The organism is Mycoplana azooxidifex (assembly GCF_014196765.1).
Lineage (GTDB): Bacteria > Pseudomonadota > Alphaproteobacteria > Rhizobiales > Rhizobiaceae > Mycoplana > Mycoplana azooxidifex.
Genome location: NZ_JACIEE010000009.1, coordinates 116569 through 134601, shown reverse-complemented (window position 1 = coordinate 134601; position 18033 = coordinate 116569). Strand labels below are relative to the sequence as shown.

General features: G+C 64.8%; 22 protein-coding genes. 14 read left to right on the top strand and 8 right to left on the bottom strand.

Going from position 1 to position 18033, the window contains the following annotated elements; translation table 11 throughout:
* Window positions 1-33: 33 nt before the first annotated feature.
* The 5 genes from GGQ64_RS20985 (at window position 34) to GGQ64_RS20965 (ending at window position 4088) form a co-directional block, all read left to right on the top strand.
* Complete coding sequence (locus tag GGQ64_RS20985) at window positions 34-495, top strand: hypothetical protein (protein WP_183807288.1); 462 nt, start codon at window positions 34-36, stop codon at window positions 493-495.
* A 136-nt stretch (window positions 496-631) separates the two neighbouring features.
* On the top strand, window positions 632-1837 hold the full coding sequence (locus GGQ64_RS20980) for a PQQ-dependent sugar dehydrogenase (protein ID WP_425488530.1): 1206 nt from the start codon (window positions 632-634) through the stop codon (window positions 1835-1837).
* A 106-nt stretch (window positions 1838-1943) separates the two neighbouring features.
* Window positions 1944-2843: an EamA family transporter gene (locus GGQ64_RS20975; protein ID WP_183807287.1), complete on the top strand. Its 900-nt coding sequence runs from the start codon at window positions 1944-1946 to the stop codon at window positions 2841-2843.
* 458 nt (window positions 2844-3301) lie between these two features.
* The gene (locus GGQ64_RS20970; RefSeq protein ID WP_183807286.1) at window positions 3302-3517 is read left to right on the top strand and encodes a cold-shock protein; all 216 of its coding nucleotides are present in this window, start codon (window positions 3302-3304) and stop codon (window positions 3515-3517) included.
* Window positions 3518-3665: 148 nt separating this feature from the next.
* Window positions 3666-4088, top strand: a complete 423-nt coding sequence (locus GGQ64_RS20965) for a BA14K family protein (RefSeq protein ID WP_183807285.1) — start codon at window positions 3666-3668, stop codon at window positions 4086-4088.
* 76 nt (window positions 4089-4164) lie between these two features.
* Here GGQ64_RS20965 and GGQ64_RS20960 read toward each other — a convergent pair whose 3' ends face one another.
* The 3 genes from GGQ64_RS20960 to GGQ64_RS20950 form a co-directional block, all read right to left on the bottom strand.
* Window positions 4165-4806: an MBL fold metallo-hydrolase gene (locus tag GGQ64_RS20960; RefSeq protein WP_183807425.1), complete on the bottom strand. Its 642-nt coding sequence runs from the start codon at window positions 4804-4806 to the stop codon at window positions 4165-4167.
* Between the two features lie 112 nt (window positions 4807-4918).
* Window positions 4919-5098: a hypothetical protein gene (locus tag GGQ64_RS20955; protein ID WP_183807284.1), complete on the bottom strand. Its 180-nt coding sequence runs from the start codon at window positions 5096-5098 to the stop codon at window positions 4919-4921.
* Between the two features lie 133 nt (window positions 5099-5231).
* The gene (locus GGQ64_RS20950) at window positions 5232-5690 is read right to left on the bottom strand and encodes an Lrp/AsnC family transcriptional regulator (protein WP_183807283.1); all 459 of its coding nucleotides are present in this window, start codon (window positions 5688-5690) and stop codon (window positions 5232-5234) included.
* Window positions 5691-5824: 134 nt separating this feature from the next.
* On the opposite strand from GGQ64_RS20950, the gene hppD reads away from it, so the two are divergent.
* Together hppD and GGQ64_RS20940 are read left to right on the top strand one after the other, a co-directional pair.
* Window positions 5825-6934, top strand: a complete 1110-nt coding sequence (gene hppD, locus GGQ64_RS20945) for a 4-hydroxyphenylpyruvate dioxygenase (RefSeq protein ID WP_183807282.1) — start codon at window positions 5825-5827, stop codon at window positions 6932-6934.
* A 266-nt stretch (window positions 6935-7200) separates the two neighbouring features.
* Window positions 7201-7470 carry a hypothetical protein gene (locus GGQ64_RS20940; protein WP_183807281.1) on the top strand — a complete coding sequence of 90 codons (270 nt, stop codon included), beginning with the start codon at window positions 7201-7203 and terminating at the stop codon, window positions 7468-7470.
* A gap of 68 nt (window positions 7471-7538) precedes the next feature.
* On the opposite strand, the gene GGQ64_RS20935 is transcribed toward GGQ64_RS20940, so the two are convergent.
* Entirely contained in the window at window positions 7539-8429 is an 891-nt protein-coding gene (locus GGQ64_RS20935; RefSeq protein ID WP_183807424.1) for a branched-chain amino acid aminotransferase, read from the bottom strand.
* Window positions 8430-8701: 272 nt separating this feature from the next.
* Between GGQ64_RS20935 and GGQ64_RS20930 the strand changes: the two genes are divergently transcribed.
* Genes GGQ64_RS20930 through GGQ64_RS20920 form a run of 3 tightly spaced genes read left to right on the top strand, consistent with a single transcriptional unit; the run spans window position 8702 to window position 11325 of the window.
* Window positions 8702-9181: a MarR family winged helix-turn-helix transcriptional regulator gene (locus tag GGQ64_RS20930; protein WP_210300351.1), complete on the top strand. Its 480-nt coding sequence runs from the start codon at window positions 8702-8704 to the stop codon at window positions 9179-9181.
* 15 nt (window positions 9182-9196) lie between these two features.
* Window positions 9197-9898, top strand: a complete 702-nt coding sequence (locus GGQ64_RS20925) for a response regulator (RefSeq protein ID WP_183807279.1) — start codon at window positions 9197-9199, stop codon at window positions 9896-9898.
* Window positions 9899-9939: 41 nt separating this feature from the next.
* Entirely contained in the window at window positions 9940-11325 is a 1386-nt protein-coding gene (locus tag GGQ64_RS20920; RefSeq protein WP_183807278.1) for an ATP-binding protein, read from the top strand.
* Window positions 11326-11334: 9 nt separating this feature from the next.
* Here GGQ64_RS20920 and GGQ64_RS20915 read toward each other — a convergent pair whose 3' ends face one another.
* From GGQ64_RS20915 to GGQ64_RS20900, 4 genes are all read right to left on the bottom strand, one after another.
* Window positions 11335-11676, bottom strand: a complete 342-nt coding sequence (locus GGQ64_RS20915; RefSeq protein ID WP_183807277.1) for a tRNA-binding protein — start codon at window positions 11674-11676, stop codon at window positions 11335-11337.
* A gap of 112 nt (window positions 11677-11788) precedes the next feature.
* Window positions 11789-12607 carry a pyrroline-5-carboxylate reductase gene (gene proC / locus GGQ64_RS20910; RefSeq protein WP_183807276.1) on the bottom strand — a complete coding sequence of 273 codons (819 nt, stop codon included), beginning with the start codon at window positions 12605-12607 and terminating at the stop codon, window positions 11789-11791.
* A 2-nt stretch (window positions 12608-12609) separates the two neighbouring features.
* Window positions 12610-13110, bottom strand: coding sequence for a type III secretion system chaperone family protein (locus GGQ64_RS20905; protein ID WP_183807275.1), 501 nt, complete (start codon window positions 13108-13110; stop codon window positions 12610-12612).
* A gap of 387 nt (window positions 13111-13497) precedes the next feature.
* Entirely contained in the window at window positions 13498-13758 is a 261-nt protein-coding gene (locus GGQ64_RS20900) for an accessory factor UbiK family protein (RefSeq protein WP_183807274.1), read from the bottom strand.
* Between the two features lie 206 nt (window positions 13759-13964).
* Between GGQ64_RS20900 and lgt the strand changes: the two genes are divergently transcribed.
* From lgt to GGQ64_RS20880, 4 genes are all read left to right on the top strand, one after another.
* Window positions 13965-14798 carry a prolipoprotein diacylglyceryl transferase gene (gene lgt / locus GGQ64_RS20895; protein WP_183807423.1) on the top strand — a complete coding sequence of 278 codons (834 nt, stop codon included), beginning with the start codon at window positions 13965-13967 and terminating at the stop codon, window positions 14796-14798.
* A gap of 16 nt (window positions 14799-14814) precedes the next feature.
* Window positions 14815-15915, top strand: coding sequence for a class I SAM-dependent methyltransferase (locus GGQ64_RS20890; RefSeq protein ID WP_183807273.1), 1101 nt, complete (start codon window positions 14815-14817; stop codon window positions 15913-15915).
* A 118-nt stretch (window positions 15916-16033) separates the two neighbouring features.
* Entirely contained in the window at window positions 16034-16810 is a 777-nt protein-coding gene (gene pgeF / locus GGQ64_RS20885) for a peptidoglycan editing factor PgeF (protein ID WP_183807272.1), read from the top strand.
* Window positions 16811-16844: 34 nt separating this feature from the next.
* Window positions 16845-17996 (top strand): M24 family metallopeptidase, encoded by a 1152-nt coding sequence (locus GGQ64_RS20880; RefSeq protein WP_183807271.1) that lies wholly within the window; start codon window positions 16845-16847, stop codon window positions 17994-17996.
* Window positions 17997-18033: the final 37 nt, after the last annotated feature.

Genomic DNA, 18033 nt, shown 5'->3' with positions numbered 1-18033 from the left:
CAAGCCCGCAGCAGATCGCAAGGGGGTAGGGAGATGTTCATCGACGACGAAAAGGCAGTCCGTGACCATCGCCGGCGCGAGGGCCGGACGGTCCTCTACATCACGCTGACGGCGCTCGCAGCCTGCGTGCTGATGTTCGTGGGCCTGATGAACGTCGCCAATGCCGCAGCCCTCGACGACGAACGCAAGGTCATCGACGGCATGACCGGCGATACGCATCTCTCGCTCGACTTCGGCACCACAGGCGCCGTTAACACCACCGGCCACGCCGGAAAGTTCACCATCTCCGCCCCCGCCCTGTCGGATGGGCTCAACACGATCACGACAGCCGCGACCGCTCACGCGGACGACGAAGACGCAACGTCGATCGACCGACGCCTCGCCACCGCACTCGGCCTCGGCGCACTGATCGTCGTTGCCGGCGTCGGCCAGTTGGCCGGACGGGCCACCGAAACCCTCCCCGCCGGCGACACGCGCCGCAGCAGCGAGGCTTGACGATAGCCCCCTCCTCCAGTCGGTGGGCGCAGGACCCGGGGGGCATCCCTGCACCCCGCGGTTCCCGCGCCCGCCGCCCTCTTGAAAACGCATGACTACCGCTTCAGTTATGTGGCAGACGGAGGAATGATCGCCCATGCAATCGACTGACCGCCCTGCAAAGCTCCCTGCGACCACAGGCAGGTCACTGCGGTTGGTACGCCGGGCGATGGCGCACCTCTCCGCGACTGTCCTGCTGGCAGCCGGTGTTGGTACCACGGTGTCCGCCGCACCGCAGGAGTTCCCCACCAGCAAGGTTCCCCTTGCCGTCAAGCCGATCGCGACAGGCCTGAAGCATCCCTGGGCAGTCGAGGTCCTGCCCGACGGCGCCACCATCGTCACCGAGCGCGAGGGCAACCTGCGTATCGTACGCAACGGACAGTCTTCCGCCCCGATCCGCGGCGTCCCGCGCGTGGTGGCACAGGACCAGGGCGGATTGCTCGACGTGGCACTCGCGCCCGATTTCGAGACGAGCCGCATCCTCTTCCTCAGCCACAGCGCGCCCGGGCAGGACGGAGCGGGCACGGCGATCACGCGCGCCCGCCTTTCGGCCGACGAAAAGAGCCTCGAGGACGTGCAGCGCATCTTCACGATGAGCAAGGCCACGCAGAGCGGCGAGAATTTCGGCTCCCGCATCGCCATCGCAGCCGACGGCAGCCTGTTCTTCGGCACCGGCGACCGGGGCGAGCCCGAGCGGGCGCAGGATCCGCGCGACCATGCCGGCGCGATCCTGCACATCGCGGCCGACGGCAGCATCCCCGCCAGCAATCCCTATGCGGGGCACGCGGGCGGATTGCCGGAGATCTGGTCGAAGGGGCACCGCAATCCGCAAGGCATCGCCATCGACCCGAAGGACGGAACGCTCGTGACCGCCGAGCACGGGGCGCGCGGCGGCGACGAGATCAACCTGCCGCAGCCGGGCCGCAACTACGGCTGGCCGGTCATCAGCTACGGCAAGGACTATTCCGGCGCCGAGATCGGCGAGGGCACCGCCAGGGACGGATACGAGCAGCCGGCCTACTACTGGGATCCGTCCATCGCCCCCGGCGCCGTCGCGGTCTATCGCGGCGCGATGTTTCCTGAGTGGGACGGCAACCTGCTCGTGGCAGCGCTGAAGTACCAGACGCTCGTCCGGCTGGAACGCGACGAGACGGGCGCCATCGTCAGCGAAGAGCGCATGCTGGACGGCGCCTTCGGCCGGCTGCGCGATGTCAAGGTCGCCCCCGACGGGGCGATCCTGCTGCTGACGGACGAAGACGACGGCGCCCTGCTGCGCGTATCCAGGCTCCCCTCTTCGCAGTAACAGGCGTGCACAGGATCGCTACCGGCGGCAGGAAAGCCGGCCGCTTGCCCAATTTCGAGGCAGATGCTAACGGCTTGGCCAGATCATCCCAAATCGAGGGCCAACCGTGTCGCGCCTGCAGGCGAATCTCCTTCTGTTGCTGTCCGGCGCTATCTGGGGTGCGGGCTTCATCGCCCAGTCGACCGCGATGGAGAGCCTGGGGCCGATCTGGTTTATCGGCCTGCGCTTCGCCGTGGCCACGGCCGTCGCCCTCCCCTTTGCCCTGTTCGAGAAGACGCGTGCCCCTGCCCCGACGTCTGTGGGAAACCGCCTCGGCTTCGTCCTGACAGGGCTGGCCCTGTTTGCCGCCGCGGCAAGCCAGCAGGTCGGGCTGCTGACCACGTCGGTCACCAATTCCGGCTTCCTCACAGGCCTCTACGTGGTCTTCACGCCGATCCTGACCACGTTCGTGCTGCGCAAGCGGCCGCACTGGGTCGTCTGGCCCTCCGCACTGACGGCAACGGTCGGCATCTTCCTTCTGAGCGGCGGCGCCTTCTCGGCGCTCTCGACCGGCGACCTGCTGACGATCCTGTGCGCCTTCCTCTGGTCGGTGCAGATGATCTGCGTCGGCATCTTCGCGATACGCTCGCAGCGCCCGCTGGCGCTGTCTCTCGTCCAGTTCGCCGTCTGCGCGGTCCTCGGCTGCGCCATCGCCGCGGCGATCGAGCCGATCAGCCTGGCGGCGATCCGCGGCGCGCTGTTCGAGATCCTCTATGCCGGCTTCTTCTCCAGCGGCCTCGCCTTCATCTGCCAGAACGTCGCCCAGCGCTATACGACGGCGCCGCAGGCGGCCATCTTCCTTTCGAGCGAGGCCCTGTTTGCCGCCTTGTTCGGCGTACTCCTGATGGGCGACAGCATCACGGCTGCCGGATACGCCGGCTGCGCGATCATTTTCGTCGCGATGCTTGCGACCGAACTTGTGCCGGAGTTGGAGAAAACCAAGGAAAAGCGGGGCGAAGCGGCATAGTTCGCACCCTTCTTGAACATGTGAACCAGAGCCCTCCGGCCTTTGCTGTCCCCCGGCCGTGTTATTGGGCTGCATGCTCAATATAGTTGCTATGATGCCTGCGAAACTGTTCCGGAATGCTGCAAGTCTATTGCCCTATCCGCTGAAACGCCGCCAAAGCAAGGCGGCACATGAAGTGTTCGAAACTTTTGCTTGCCAATTAATGATAAACACAGCACTCTTCCCGTGTTCGGGCAATTTGCGGACATGGGAAGACCTTCAATAATAGCGCGCCGGAGACGCGATAAAAATCCGGGCAGCCGTGCTGATAAGTTCCATGAGAGGAACAGCGCTTGGCTGGCTGCGGTAAAACAGGACCCTTTCCTCACATCGGAACTGCCTGCCTCACGCCCCCTCGGGGGCAAACGGAAATGCTGCCCGCCGCCAAACTATCGGGCAGAGAGAAAAGGACCTGACGCATGGCCGAAACTGGCACTGTAAAATTCTTCAACACCGAAAAGGGCTTCGGTTTCATCAAGCCCGACAATGGTGGTGCGGATATCTTCGTACACATCTCTGCCGTACAGGCCTCCGGCCTGAACGGACTCGCCGAGAACCAGAAGGTAAGCTTCGAAACGGAACCCGATCGCCGCGGCAAAGGCCCCAAGGCGGTCAACCTGCAGATCGCCGGCTGAGGCGGTCTTCAAACAAGTTCTTTGCGACCCGGCATCCTTGCCGGGTTTTTTTTGCCCGGCTCCGTTCAGCGCCCGTTCATTGGCATGCCCCTAGGATCACCGGCATCGGATGGTCGCACGTTCGCGATCAGAACCAGGGACGAATGAGATGAACAGATACTTGAAGTCGGCCGTTCTGGCATTTGCAGTGGCAGCGACAACGCTCTCCTCCTTCGGAGCCGCCGAGGCACGCGACCGCGATCACTGGCGCCACGGCCGCCACCATAACAACGACGCAGCCTGGGCAGCCGGTGCTGCCGGCCTCGTCACCGGCGTGATCGTCGGCAACGCGATCGCCAATACCCCGCGCTATGACGACGGCTACTACCGCGCGCCGCCGCGCCGCGTCTATGTCGAGCCGGAATACCGCCCGGTTCGCCGCGTCTACCGCGAAAGGGTGGTCGTCGGCACGCTCGAGCCCTGGAGCCCGGAGTGGTACGACTTCTGCGAAAACACCTATCGTTCCTTCAACCCGCGGTCCGGCACCTTCGTCGGCTATGACGGGATGGAGCACTTCTGCGTCGCCGGCTGAGGCAGGCACGGTAGTACGCAGGAAAAAAGGCGGATGGGAAACCATCCGCCTTTTACTTTGCATCTTTCGGCGGCGTTCAGATGCCGCGCAGGAAGGGATTGGTCAGCCGCTCCTCGCCGATCTTGCCGCCTGGGCCATGGCCGCAGATGAAGCCGACGTCGTCGCCGAGCGGCAGCACCTTGTCGCGGATCGAGGCGAGCAGCACCTTTTCGTCGCCGCCCGGCAGGTCGGTCCGGCCGACCGAACCGCGGAACAGCACGTCGCCCAGATGGGCGAAATTCTGCTTACGGTTGAAGAAGATCACGTGACCCGGCGCATGGCCGGGCGTGTGGTAGACCTCGAACTCGTGTTCGCCGAAGGAAACACGGTCGCCATCCTCGAGCCAGCGGTCGGGAACGACGTTCTGCACCTTCATGGCGACACCGAATTTCTCGGCCTGCGTCTCCATGCGCTGCAGCAGCGGCAGGTCGTCCTTGTGCGGGCCGACGATGTCGAGGCCGAGCGCCTCCTTGAGTTCCTTCGCCCCGCCGGCGTGGTCGAGGTGGCCATGCGTCAGCCAGATGGCCTTCAGCGCGATCCCGTTCTTCTGCACCACGTCGACGATCGTCTCGACGTCGCCGCCCGGATCGACGATCACGCCTTCCTTGGTGTCCATGTCGAACAAGATCGTGCAGTTCTGCTGGAAGGGGGTGACGGGGATGATGCCCGCCTGAAGCATGCCCATGGGGTCCTCGCTGGGAATTGGTGCTGACCCCGCATATAGCCGCTCCCGGCCCCGGATGCCACGGTCGATGGCAAGACCACGCAAGGGACCGGGCCGGCGGACGTTTTCAGCGCGCGCTGGCGACCTGCTGCATCGCCGCGGTCTGGCCGGCGACGGCGATCGGGGCGGGCGTCACCGTCGACAGAAGCAGCGCCACGACGGCGATGTTGGCAAGAGCGTAGGCGTAGACTACTGCGCGCAGCCGAACTGCAACGGCACCGCCCTCTGCAAGCTTCCGATTTTCCATTGACCCTGTTCCTTCGACCCGATGACGGTGCCTGATTGACTGAATGCAACCTACAACGACGATCCGGGCCGTTCTGTTCCGCTGGAAACACGGACAGGAACAGCAATCTATTCGATGGGCTCAGACGGGGCGATCAGACGGGAAGCGCCGTCGTCTCCTTCAGCGTGTCGAGCACGATCGCCGTCTTCACGTGCGAAACGGACTCGTGCGGCAGGAGCACGTCGTTGACGAAGGCCGACAGCGCCTTCAGGTTCGGCACCACCACCTTGATGATGTAGTCCATCTCCCCCGTCAGAGAAAATGCCTCCAGAACCTCCGGCAGGCTGGAGATGAGCCGGGCAAAGCGCTGGGCATTGTCGCGATTGTGCGTGGCGAGCGTTACCGTCACGATGATGACGATGCCGAGGTCGAGCTTCTCGCGGTCGAGTTCGGCCCGGTAGGCCCGGATGATGCCCTCCTCCTCCAGCCGCGCGCGCCGCCGCGAGCACTGCGACGGCGACAGGTTGATGCGCTCCGAGATTTCGTTGTTGGTCAGGCGCGCATCCTGCTGCAAAAGCGCCAGCAATTTTCGATCGACTGCGTCGAGGTGCATGATTTCGCCTCCAATCCATCATTGCATGCAAAAATACGTCACAATAGGCCGATTGACCACCGACTTTGCAAACATCATGCAGCGCGTTCGGCGCATACTTCCGATCGAACCGGCAATTCGAGGAGGAGAATGCCATGGGACCTTTCCCGCACGACGCACCGCCGGCTGTGATCAGCGCCGAGAACCCGGCGGGCACCGACGGCTTCGAATTCGTCGAATTCGCCCATCCCGAACCGGAGAAGCTGCGCGAGCTCTTCACCCGCATGGGCTATGCGGAAGTGGCAAAGCACAGGACGAAGGACATCTCCGTCTGGCGCCAGGGCGACATCAACTACATCCTGAATGCCGAAAAGGGCTCGTTTGCAGCGCGCTTCGTCGAAAAGCACGGCCCCTGCGCGCCCTCGATGGCCTGGCGCGTCGTCGATGCGCAGCATGCGCTGAAGCACGCTTTGTCGATGGGCGCGGAGGAATATACCGGCACCGACAAGTGCATCGACGCACCGGCGATCGTCGGCATCGGTGGATCGCTGCTCTATTTCGTCGAGCGCTACGGCGAGAAGGGGTCCGCCTATGACGCCGAGTTCGACTGGACCGGCGAGCCCAACCCGAGGCCTGCCGGCGTCGGTTTCTACTATCTCGACCACCTGACCCACAACGTCTTCCGCGGCAACATGGACAAGTGGTGGGCGTTCTACCGCGAACTGTTCAACTTCCGGCAGATCCACTTCTTCGACATCGCCGGCAAGATGAGCGGGCTGGTCTCGCGGGCGATCACCTCGCCCTGCGGCAAGATCCGCATTCCGCTGAACGAATCGACCGATGACCGGAGCCAGATCGAAGAGTACCTGCGCAAGTATAACGGCGAAGGCATCCAGCACATCGCCGTCGGCACCGATGAGATCTACGACGCGACCGACCGGCTGGCCGAGAACGGCCTGAAATTCATGCCCGGCCCACCGGAGACCTACTACGAGAAGTCGCAGAACCGCGTCCACGACCACGATGAGCCGCTACACCGGCTGAGGAAGCACGGCATCCTGATCGACGGCGAAGGCGTGGTCGACGGCGGCACGACGAAGATCCTCTTGCAGATCTTCTCAAAGACCGTCATAGGCCCGATCTTCTTCGAGTTCATCCAGCGCAAGGGTGACGAAGGTTTCGGCGAAGGCAACTTCAAGGCCCTGTTCGAATCGATCGAGGAGGACCAGATCCGCCGCGGCGTCTTCAACGACGCAGCCGAATAGAAGTCGGACTTCACGCCTGCTTCCGTCGCCGTGCCCGGGGCCTGCCCCGGGCATCTGCGCGTCTGCCTACCGCCGCTTGAAAACAGGCCTGCCACGCCGAAAAACACTGAAAAATTGACAGCTTGCAATTTCGCAACCACCATACGTGTGCCGAGGGTATCGGCACTGGCGATTCGGCCGCCCGGGAGGGGGCCTGCCAGCTTCACGTGTTCGTCGCCGGAAGGTCTCGACGCGCTTCCGGCACGACCCGAACGGGGGGACTGCACATGGAAGCATTGATGCCACTCATCACACAGCTCATCAGCGGCGCGGTCGGCGGCAACGCCGTGGGTGCCATGCTGAAACAGCAGGCGACCAGCGTCATCGTGCGCACGATCGTGGGCGCAATCGGCGGTGTCGGCGGCGGCCTGCTGCTGCAGGCGGTGGGCGGCGAGGCCGGCCTGTCCGTGCTCGTCGCCAATGCGCTGGGCGGCCTGATCGGCGGTGGCGTCCTGCAGGCGATCGCAGGCAGCCTGCTCGGCCGCAAGCAGGCCTGAGCCGGGGCCGACTGAACACATCAGACCCGTGAAAAGGCGGCGCGAACGTGCCGCCTTTTCAATCCGCCCTACTCCGCCGCAGCGGCGACCGGATGGACCTCGCGCATGTAGTCGTTCATCAGCGTCTCGCAGATCGCAGCCGGGGTGAAGCGGTAGGGCCCGATTTCCGACACCGGTGTCACCTCGGCGGCCGAGCCCGTCAGGAAGCACTCGCTGAAGCCGTCCAGTTCGTCGGGCATGATCGCCCGTTCGACGACCTGGTAGCCGCGGCGCTTAGCAAGCTCGATCACCGTCTGACGGGTGATGCCGTTCAGGAAGCAATCCGGCGTCGGCGTGTGGATGACGCCGTCCTTGACGAAGAAGATGTTGGCCCCGGTCGCCTCGGCCACCTGGCCGCGATAGTCGAGCATCATCGCATCCGCATAGCCCTTGGCTTCCGCGGCATGCTTGGAGATCGTGCAGATCATGTAGAGGCCGGCGGCTTTGGATTCGCACGGCGCCGTCCTCGGGTCCGGCCTGCGGTACTCGGCGATGTCGAGGCGGATGCCTTTCAGCTTCTCGGCCGGATTGAAGTAGCTGCCCCACTGCCAGATGGCGATCGCGACGTTGATCCGGTTCTGCTGCGCCGAAACGCCCATCATCTCCGATCCGCGCCACGCGACCGGGCGCACATAGGCTTCCGAGAAGCCCTGCCGCTTGAGAAGCTCGACGCTCGCCGCATCCAGTTCCTCGACCGGATAGGGGATCTTGAAGCCGAGGATCTCGGCAGACCGGTGCAGGCGCCGGTTGTGCTCCGTCAGCTTGAAGATGCGCCCGCCATAGGCGCGCTCGCCCTCGAACACGGCACTGGCATAGTGCAGCCCATGCGTCAGCACGTGGATCTTCGCGTCCGCCCAGTCGACGAATTCGCCGTTGAACCAGATCTGGCCTTCCATTTGATCGAAGGGAACCGCCATGATGCTATCCTCCCGGCCCGAAGGGCCGTTCTTGATGTTGATTTTGCTGCCCGATACGGTCTAACCAGAAACAGGCATGATACTGCCTTGCCAACAGCGCCGGAAGCGCCGGTGAGAACGGGAAGACCGCTTCGGCGCGACGGATACGAGGGGCCGTCGGCAAGTTGTGGACAACGCCTATCAAGAGTGTAAAAATATGTCAACAACGCTGACATATTTTTACGGATGTTGCGCGAAGTGCTGCTGCGAGGAAAGGAAATGACCGCGTGGGACGATTGACTTCGGAACGCAAGGCGACGATCGAGTTCTGCGACCAGCCTTTGACCGGCGAAGGCGGCATCGACTTCGAGATCATCGAGGGCTTCTTCTTCGCCTATCGGGACTTCATCTCCGACCCCGACGCCATCCTCGAGAGCAGCGGCTTCGGGCGCGCGCACCATCGTGTCGTCCACTTCGTCAACCGCGAGCCGGGGCTGACGGTGGCCGACCTGCTCGAAACGCTCAAGATCACCAAGCAGAGTCTTGCGCGGGTTTTGAAACAACTGATCGATTCGGGCTATATTCGCCAGGTGGCCGGCCCGGAGGACCGCAGGCAGCGCAAGCTGTATCCGACGCAGTCCGGCCGCGATCTGGCGCTGGCGCTGGCGCAGCCGCAGCAGGAGCGCATCGAGCGCGCCTTCGAGGGAATGAGCGTGGAAGACCGCAAGGCCGTGACACGTTTCCTCGCCGGAATGCAGAACGCGCGCCAAGAGTAACCGGGACAGACGAAAATGACGATGCAAGACAGGCCCTCCGACGACGCCGCCCACCTCCTGATCGTCGACGACGACAAGCGCATCCGCGAACTTCTCAGCCGCTACCTGGTTGGTGAAGGATTTCGCGTCACCGTCGCCGGCGACGCCGACGAGGCGCGCCGCAGGCTGGATGGCCTCGACTTCGACCTGATCGTCATGGACGTGATGATGCCGGGCGAGACCGGCCTGCAATTGACCCAGAGCCTGCGCGCGATCCGCAACATACCGATCATCATGCTGACGGCACTGACGGAGACGATGGCGCGCATCGAGGGGCTGGAGGCCGGCGCCGACGACTACCTCGCCAAGCCCTTCGAGCCGCGCGAACTGGTCCTGCGCGTCAACAACATCCTCAAGCGCAACGCCCAGCCCGCCACGCCGAAGATCGAGCAGGTCATGTTCGGGCCATACACCTTCTCTATCGTGCGCAAGGAACTCAAGCGCGGCGGCGATCCGATCCGGCTGACCGACCGTGAGCAGGAGATCATGCTGCTCTTTTCGCTGCGCGCCGGCGAGACCATACCGCGCCACGAACTGATCGGCGAGGAGACCGACGTCGGCGAACGAACGATCGACGTCCAGATCAACCGCCTGCGGCGCAAGATCGAGGACGATCCGACCAATCCCGTCTGGCTGCAGACGGTGCGCGGCATCGGCTACAGGCTGAGCATCGAGTAGCAGCACAGGCCGGTGGAGAGAATGAAACGGCGACCCGCGACATGACAGCCTTCGAAACCTTCAAGCGCGAAATCGAGCGGACGCCGCTGGCAGGCTGGCGCAACGTCGCCAAGTGGCTGCGCCGGCGGCTGCCGACCGGGCTCTACACGCGTTCGCTGCTCATCATCATCATCCCGATGGTACTGCTGCAATCGGTCGTCGCCTTCGTCTTCATGGAGCGCCACTGGCAACTGGTGACGGAGCGGCTGTCGATGGCGGTCACGCGCGACATCGCCGCGATCATCGACCTGATCGACACCTTCCCCGATGGCAGCGCCAATGCCGAGATCGTCCGCATCGCCCGCGACCGGATGAACCTCAACATCGCCATCGAGAAGGGCAACGATCTGCCGCCGCCGCAGCCGAAGCCGTTCTTCAACATCCTCGACCATATACTCAGCGCCCAGATCACGAAGCAGATCAGGCTTCCCTTCTGGATCGACACGCTCGGCGACAGCGACCTGGTCGAGATCCGCATCCTCGTCGCCGAGGACAAGACGCTGCGCGTCTATGCCCGCCGCAACCACACCTACGCCTCCAACACTCACATCTTCCTCGTCTGGATGGTGGGCGCCTCGCTCGTGCTCCTGACGATCTCGATCCTGTTCCTGCGCGGGCAGATCCGCCCGATCCTGTCGCTGGCACACGCGGCAGAGAGCTTCGGCAAGGGGCAGAAGATGCCCGAGGACTTCGCCCCGCGCGGAGCAGACGAGGTGCGCCGCGCCGGCCTCGCCTTCATGCTGATGCGCGAGCGCATCGAGCGGCAGATGGAGCAGCGCACGGCGATGCTGACCGGCGTCAGCCACGACCTGCGCACGATCCTCACCCGCTTCAAGCTGCAACTGGCGCTCGCCGGCAAGAACCCGGACCTCGACGGGCTGAACAAGGACGTCGAGGACATGCAGAGCATGCTGGAGGGCTATCTGTCCTTCGCCCGCGGCGAGGCCGAGGAGGACGTCGGCCATCTTCGCCTCAGCAACCTCTTCGACAAGTTCGAGTTGGAGGCGGAACTCCACAACAAGGAACTGACCAGCACGATCGAGGGCGAGGACGAGGTGATGGTGCGGCCGAACGCCTTCTCGCGGCTTGTCGGCAACATCGTCTCCAACGCGCTTCGCTATGCCGGCAAGGTGCAGATCCAGGCCCGCCACAGCGCCAAGTGGCTGACGATCGTCGTCGACGACGACGGACCGGGCATCCCAGAGCGTTCGCGCGACGACGTGTTCAAGCCGTTCTTCCGTCTCGACGAGGCCCGCAACCTCGATTCCTCCGGCACCGGCCTCGGGCTGGCGATCGCCCGCGACATCGCCCGCAGCCACGGCGGCAACGTCACCCTCTCCGACAGCCCTCTCGGCGGCCTCCGGGCAACGGTCCGGATTCCGGCTTAGGCTCTATCGTCAGCACAGCCGTGCGCCGTTCGGCACCGGGCGCTCGGCGGCGGCGAGGACGATTGCGCCGGCCTCGTCGGCAAAGCCCAGCGTCAGCACTTCCGAGCGGACCGGCCCGATCTGCCGCGGCGGGAAGTTGACGACGCCCAGCACCTGCCGGCCGACCAGGCGCTCGGGCGCGTAGTGGACGGTGATCTGCGCCGAGGACTTCTTCAGCCCGATCTCCGGTCCGAAATCGATCGTCAGCTTGTAGGCCGGCTTGCGCGCCTCCGGAAATTCGGCGGCCTCGACGATGGTGCCGACGCGAATGTCGACCCGTTCGAAATCGGCAAAGGAAATCGGCTCGGACATAAGATGCTCCATGAATGCAAATTCTGTGCCCCGGCCGGGACCGCCTCGAGGTAGTCGCCAAGGGTTATCGCATGGAAATCGGGCGGTCGAGCCCCGCCCGTGGGGACCAGCCTCAGCCGGCGAGTTCCTCGGCGCGCTTGCGCGCGGCTGCGATCGCCCGGTCGAACAGCGGCTGCATCCCGTCCTTGTCCATCAGGACGGCGAGGGCGGCTGCCGTGGTGCCACCCGGCGAGGTGACGTTCTGGCGAAGTTTCGAGGCGTCATCGGGGGACTGGTGAAGAAGTTCGCCAGCCCCCGAGACGGTTTCCCGCGCAAGACGCATGGCGAGGTCCGCCTGCAGGCCGGCTTTGCGGCCTGCCTCAGCCATGCACTCCACGAGATAGAAGACATAGGCCGGACCGCTTCCCGAAAGGGCAGTGACGGCGTCGATGTCGGCTTCGCTTTCGACCCATTCGACCGGGCCGCTGACCTTGAGCAGCGCGTGGACCTGCTCGCGCTGATCGGCGCTGACCCGGCCGTTGGCAAAGGCACCGGTGACGCCCCGGCCGATCATCGCCGGCGTGTTCGGCATGGCCCTGACCATGGCCGCCTGTCCCAGGTGCGCTTCGAGATTGCCGAGGGTCTTTCCGGCCGCGACCGAAACCACGACCGTTTCCGGCCCGACCAGCCCCTTCAGCGGCGGCAGCACGATGTCCATGACCTGCGGCTTGACCGCGACGAAGAGGACGCCTGCCGCAACACCGGCGGGTGCCGCCGTCTCGTGGCGCACGCCGTTGTCGGCAATGAGCTTCTGCATGGCCGGCGACGGGCCGGGATCGATGACGAGGACGGTGGCGCCGGGCACGCCACTCTTGAGCCAGCCCGCGAGCATTGCCCCGCCCATGTTGCCGGCACCGACAAGAACGACTGGACCGGCAGTCTCCACGCCCATGTTTACGCTTCTCCGACCGTCTCGAACATCACCGCATCGACTGCGGCCTGCGCTTCCATTCCCGACCAGACGACGAACTGGAAGGCCTGGAAATAGGCCTCGCAAGTCTCCAGCGCGCTGGAAAGCAGCACCTCGACCTGGCGGTTCGTCGGCTCGGCACCGCCCGCAAGCAGCAGCGACTGGCGGAAGATCACCACGTCCTCGTGCCGCCACAGGTCGAAGTGCCCCATGAGCACCTGGCCATTGACGTGAGAAAGAAGTCTGATGACCTCGTTAACACGGCTTTCGGGCACCTTGATGTCGAAGGCGCAAGCAAGGTGCAGCGCTTCGAATTCTTCCATCCAGGAAAAGGAAACGTGGTAGTCGCTCCACTTGCCCTCGACCGTCATGGCGATCTCGTCTTCGCCGGAGCGCTCGAACGACCAGTCGTTGTTTGCTGCGACGAATTCGATCATGTCGACCGGATTCGACTCCCGTACGATTTCCAATTCCATCAGGCTCATGCGTCACCCTTTTGACCGGAAAGGCACACGTCATCGCGACCACGCACGACAGCAACGCAGATACCCACTCCGGAAGAACACTGAATGATTTCGCAGCACTGCCAGAGTCTGACTTACTAACCCTGCCCCAAGCTGGCGTTGCCGTCTCGAATCATCATTTAAAATCAGTGTATAACGGCAGAGTCCCGACACCAGCCCCTCTCACCTTTTTTGTCGCCACGGTTGTGGACAGTGGTTGCCAAAAAGATTCAGCGCGGGACCTCAAGTGACTCTGCGATAAGGATTTTTTAACGATGTCCACAGGGCCAAAATTTCTTCAAAAAAAGAAGGCCGGCGCGGGGTGCCCGCGGCCGGCCTTCCCTAACGTGAGCCGGCGGCTTCGTCCGGCTATTTTTTCGCGCCCGCAATCTTCGCCTCAAGCGCCGCGATGCGCTGCAGCAGCGCGTCGTTTTCCTCGCGCGCCTTCACCGCCATCTCCCGCACCGCCTCGAATTCCTCGCGCTTGACGAGGTCCATGCCGTTCAGGAAGCGGTCGGCCTGCGCGCGGAAGACCGTCTCCATTTCCTTGCGCACGCCCTGCGCCGCGCCGGCGGCGTCGGTCATCAGCTTGGCGAAGTCATCGAGAATTCGAGTGGTTCCGGTGGTCATTGTCGGCCTCCTCGGCTTTAAGCATGTCGCGGCCCAGCGCCGCCTCCACCCTTGAGGTAGGATGCGGCACCCGGCGATGCAAGCGGAATCGCTTGGGGACGATCCGGCCTGCGCTCTCATGGGACCGATCGATCCGGCAGTATCCGCTTGACCATCGGATAGCCGGACGCCATCTTCCGCGCCGACCAACCGGACCAGAGCCCTTGATCCCAACAGCCGAACTTTTCGCCGTCATCGCCTTCCCGAACATCGACCCGGTCGCGTTCTCGATCGGCCCTGTCGCCGTCCACTGGTACGGTCTCGCCTATGTGGTCGGCATTCTGCTCGGATGGTTCTACGCCCGCAGGCTGGTTTCCCGCTCCGACCTCTGGCCGAAGGACACGCCGCCGATGACGCTGGCCCAGCTCGACGACTTCCTCGTCTGGGCGGCACTCGGCGTCATCCTCGGCGGGCGGATCGGCTACATCCTGTTCTACGACTTCGCCGCGATCGTCGACGATCCGCTGCGCGCCTTCCAGATCTGGAACGGCGGCATGTCCTTCCACGGCGGCTTCACCGGCACCACGATCGCCATGATCCTCTTTGCCCGCCGGCATGGCATCCGCATCTGGAGCCTGTTCGACATCGTCGCCGCCGTCGTGCCGATCGGCCTGTTCTTCGGCCGCATCGCCAATTTCGTCAACGGCGAACTCTGGGGCAAGCTCTCCGGTGCGCCCTGGGCCTTCGTCTTCCCCAATGCCGGCCCCTTCGCCCGCCATCCGAGCCAGCTCTACGAGGCCGCCCTGGAGGGCATCGTCCTGTTCTTGCTGCTGGCGATCGCGATCTATGCCTTCAAGGCGCTGAAGCGGCCGGGCCTGGTCACCGGCATGTTCGTGGCCGGCTATGCGCTCTGCCGCATCTTTGTGGAATTCTTCCGCGAGCCGGACGCCCAGCTCGGCTACCTCTTCGGCGGATGGCTGACCATGGGTATGCTGCTGTCGCTGCCGATGCTGGCGCTCGGCATCTGGGCGATGCTGCGCGCCCGGCCTGCCGCTGCCTGAAAGACCGAGGCCGGCCATGTCGACACTCCTCGCCAGCAAGATCAAGGCCCTGATCCGCACCAACGGCCCGATCAGCGTCACCGACTATTTCTCGCTCTGCCTCGCCGATCCCGAGCACGGCTACTACAAGACCCGTGAGCCCTTCGGAACCGAAGGCGATTTCGTTACCGCCCCCGAGATCAGCCAGCTCTTCGGCGAGATGCTCGGCGTCTTCATGGTCAACGCCTGGCAGCAGAACGGCGCCCCGGCCGCTGTGCGCTTCATCGAGATCGGCCCGGGCCGCGGCACCATGATGGCCGACATGATGCGCGTCGTCTCGCGGCTGGCCCCGAAGCTCTACGACAACGCGAGCTTCCACCTCGTGGAGACGAGCCCGCGCCTCAAGGACGTGCAGAAGGAGACGCTCGGCGATCGCGCTGCGCGGGCCGACTGGCACGGGAGCTTCGACGAGGTGCCGGAAGGCTTCACGCTCCTTGCCGCCAACGAGCTCTTCGACGCGATCCCGATCCGGCAGTTCGTCCGCACCCCGACCGGGTTTCGCGAGCGCATGGTCGGGCTCGATACCGATGGCGAACTGACCTTTGCCGCGGGCGTGGCCGGCATCGATCCCGACCTTCTGCCGGAAGGCCACAGCTCCCAGCCGAACGGAGCGATCTTCGAGATCGCTCCGGCCCGCGAGGCGGTGATGGCGGCGATCTGCGAGCGGCTCCGGCTGAATGGCGGAGCGGCGCTCGTGATCGACTACGGCCACGTCGTCACCGGCTTCGGTGATACGCTGCAGGCGGTCCTGCGCCACGCATTCGACCCGCCGCTCGCCCATCCGGGTGAGGCCGACCTCACCAGCCACGTCGATTTCGAGCGGCTCGCGACCGTCGCTCGCGACAGCGCGCTGCGCGTGCATGGGCCCCTGCACCAGGGCGACTTCCTGATGGGGCTGGGGCTTTCGGACCGCGCCGCAGCACTCGGCCGCGGGCGCGACGAGGAACTGCAGCGCCAGATCGTCGCCGACGTCGAGCGGCTGGCCGGTTCGGGCGCCGGAAACATGGGCGACCTGTTCAAGGTGCTGGCCGTCTCCCGCGGCGAGGCGGCGCTCGCACCGTTCCGCCCCGCGGATTGACAGCCCGACCACCGGCGATCAACATCGCCCCCGTTTTGAATCGGACGCCGCATTGTCCGCAAGCCCGCCATGGTTTCCGGTCTCCGGGCGCCGCAACGAAGCGACGAAGGATGACGCCGTGCTTTCCCCTGTTCAGTCCCCGCTGGTCTCGCGCGCTGCCGGAAAAGCCGTCCACCACGGCTATTTCACGCGTGAAGGCGGCGTATCGGAGGGCGTCTATGCCGGCCTCAACGTCGGCCTCGGCTCGAACGACGAGCGCGCGCGGGTGGTGGAAAACCGCGCCCGGGTCTGCAACTGGTTCGCCGTCGACCCGGAGCGCCTGGCGACCGTTCACCAGGTCCATTCCCCCGATGTCATCGCCGTTGACGACAGCTACGACGGAAAGCGCCCGCAGGCCGATGCGCTGGTGACCGCGACGCCGGGCCTCGTGCTCGGTGTGCTGAGCGCCGATTGCGGACCGATCCTGTTCGCCGATCCCAAGGCCGCAGTCGTCGGCGCCGCCCATGCCGGCTGGAAGGGCGCGCTGACGGGCGTACTGGAAAACACCATTGCCGCCATGGAGGCGCTGGGCGCCTCCCGAGGAGACATCGTCGCCTGCCTCGGCCCCTCGATCAGCCGGCGCAATTACGAAGTCGGCCCGGAATTCGTCGAGCGCTTCGTCGGAACGGACCCGTCCTACGGCGCGTTCTTCTCGCCGTCGGAGCGGCCGGGCCACGCCATGTTCGACCTGCCGGCGCTGACGCTGAAGCGGCTGACGGAAGCCGGCATCGAGGCGGAGAACCTCGACATCTGCACCTATCCGCAGGATGCGAACTGCTTCTCCTACCGGCGTTCGGTGCACCGCAAGGAACCCGACTACGGTCGCCAGATCTCGGCGATCATGATCCGCGGCTGAGCAACAGACAAGAAAACGGACAAGGGAGCGAGGCATGGCCCTGCAATTCGAAACCGAGGAATATGCCAACCGGCTGCAGCGACTGACGTCGAAGATGCGCGAGGAAAAGCTCGACGCCATGCTGCTTTTCGCCCAGGAGAGCATGTACTGGCTGACCGGCTACGACACCTTCGGCTACTGCTTCTTCCAGACGCTGGTGGTGCGGGCGGACGGCGAGATGGTGCTTCTGACGCGCTCCGCCGACCTGCGCCAGGCGCGCCAGACCTCGACGATCGGCAAGATCGAGATCTGGGTCGACCGGGCGAACGCGGATCCGGCGATGGACCTGAAGAACCTCCTGTCGGAGATGGACCTGCTCGGCTGCCGCATCGGCGTCGAATACGACACCCACGGGCTGACCGGCAGGAACGCCAAGCTCCTCGACAACCAACTCCAGAGCTTCGGCGAACTCGTCGACGCCTCGTTGCTCGTCGGCCGCCTGCGGCTCATCAAGAGCGCGGCCGAGATCGTCCATGTCGAGAAGGCGGCAGCACTTGCCGACGATGCGCTGGACGCGGCCCTGCCGCTGATCGCGCCCGGCGGGGACGAGGCGGCGATCCTTGCCGCCATGCAGGGGGCCGTGCTCGCCGGCGGCGGCGACTACCCGGCCAACGAATTCATCATCGGCTCGGGCGAGGATGCGCTGCTCTGCCGCTACAAGTCCGGCCGGCGCCGTCTGGATGCGCAGGACCAGCTCACGCTCGAATGGGCGGGCGTCAGCGCACACTACCATGCAGCGATGATGCGCACCGTCGTCATCGGCACGCCGACCGACCGGCACCGCGAGCTCTACAGCGCCTGCCGCGAGACCATGCAGGCGATCGAGATGGTGCTGCGGCCGGGCAATACCTTCGGCACGGTGTTCGACACCCACGCGCGGATCATGGACGAACGCGGCCTGGCGCGACACCGGCTGAACGCCTGCGGCTATTCGCTCGGCGCGCGCTTTTCGCCCTCCTGGATGGAGCAGCAGATGTTCCACGTCGGCAATCCACAGGAAATCCTGCCGGACATGTCGCTGTTCATCCACATGATCATCATGGACTCCGACACGGGAACCGCGATGACGCTGGGCCAGACCTACCTGACGACGACCGACCAACCGAGGGCATTGTCGCGCTACGGGCTGGATTTCATCGACATCTGACCCCCGCCGGCCGGCCCGCAGGAAAATCCGGGAATTG

Coding starts and splice junctions, on each gene's coding strand:
- GGQ64_RS20985 (WP_183807288.1), top strand. CDS start 34: ATGTTCATCGACGACGAAAAGGCAGTCCGTGACCATCGCCGGCGCGAG.
- GGQ64_RS20980 (WP_425488530.1), top strand. CDS start 632: ATGCAATCGACTGACCGCCCTGCAAAGCTCCCTGCGACCACAGGCAGG.
- GGQ64_RS20970 (WP_183807286.1), top strand. CDS start 3,302: ATGGCCGAAACTGGCACTGTAAAATTCTTCAACACCGAAAAGGGCTTC.
- GGQ64_RS20965 (WP_183807285.1), top strand. CDS start 3,666: ATGAACAGATACTTGAAGTCGGCCGTTCTGGCATTTGCAGTGGCAGCG.
- GGQ64_RS20960 (WP_183807425.1), bottom strand. CDS start 4,806: ATGCTTCAGGCGGGCATCATCCCCGTCACCCCCTTCCAGCAGAACTGC.
- GGQ64_RS20955 (WP_183807284.1), bottom strand. CDS start 5,098: ATGGAAAATCGGAAGCTTGCAGAGGGCGGTGCCGTTGCAGTTCGGCTG.
- GGQ64_RS20950 (WP_183807283.1), bottom strand. CDS start 5,690: ATGCACCTCGACGCAGTCGATCGAAAATTGCTGGCGCTTTTGCAGCAG.
- hppD (WP_183807282.1), top strand. CDS start 5,825: ATGGGACCTTTCCCGCACGACGCACCGCCGGCTGTGATCAGCGCCGAG.
- GGQ64_RS20940 (WP_183807281.1), top strand. CDS start 7,201: ATGGAAGCATTGATGCCACTCATCACACAGCTCATCAGCGGCGCGGTC.
- GGQ64_RS20925 (WP_183807279.1), top strand. CDS start 9,197: ATGACGATGCAAGACAGGCCCTCCGACGACGCCGCCCACCTCCTGATC.
- GGQ64_RS20920 (WP_183807278.1), top strand. CDS start 9,940: ATGACAGCCTTCGAAACCTTCAAGCGCGAAATCGAGCGGACGCCGCTG.
- GGQ64_RS20915 (WP_183807277.1), bottom strand. CDS start 11,676: ATGTCCGAGCCGATTTCCTTTGCCGATTTCGAACGGGTCGACATTCGC.
- proC (WP_183807276.1), bottom strand. CDS start 12,607: ATGGGCGTGGAGACTGCCGGTCCAGTCGTTCTTGTCGGTGCCGGCAAC.
- GGQ64_RS20905 (WP_183807275.1), bottom strand. CDS start 13,110: ATGAGCCTGATGGAATTGGAAATCGTACGGGAGTCGAATCCGGTCGAC.
- GGQ64_RS20900 (WP_183807274.1), bottom strand. CDS start 13,758: ATGACCACCGGAACCACTCGAATTCTCGATGACTTCGCCAAGCTGATG.
- GGQ64_RS20890 (WP_183807273.1), top strand. CDS start 14,815: ATGTCGACACTCCTCGCCAGCAAGATCAAGGCCCTGATCCGCACCAAC.
- GGQ64_RS20880 (WP_183807271.1), top strand. CDS start 16,845: ATGGCCCTGCAATTCGAAACCGAGGAATATGCCAACCGGCTGCAGCGA.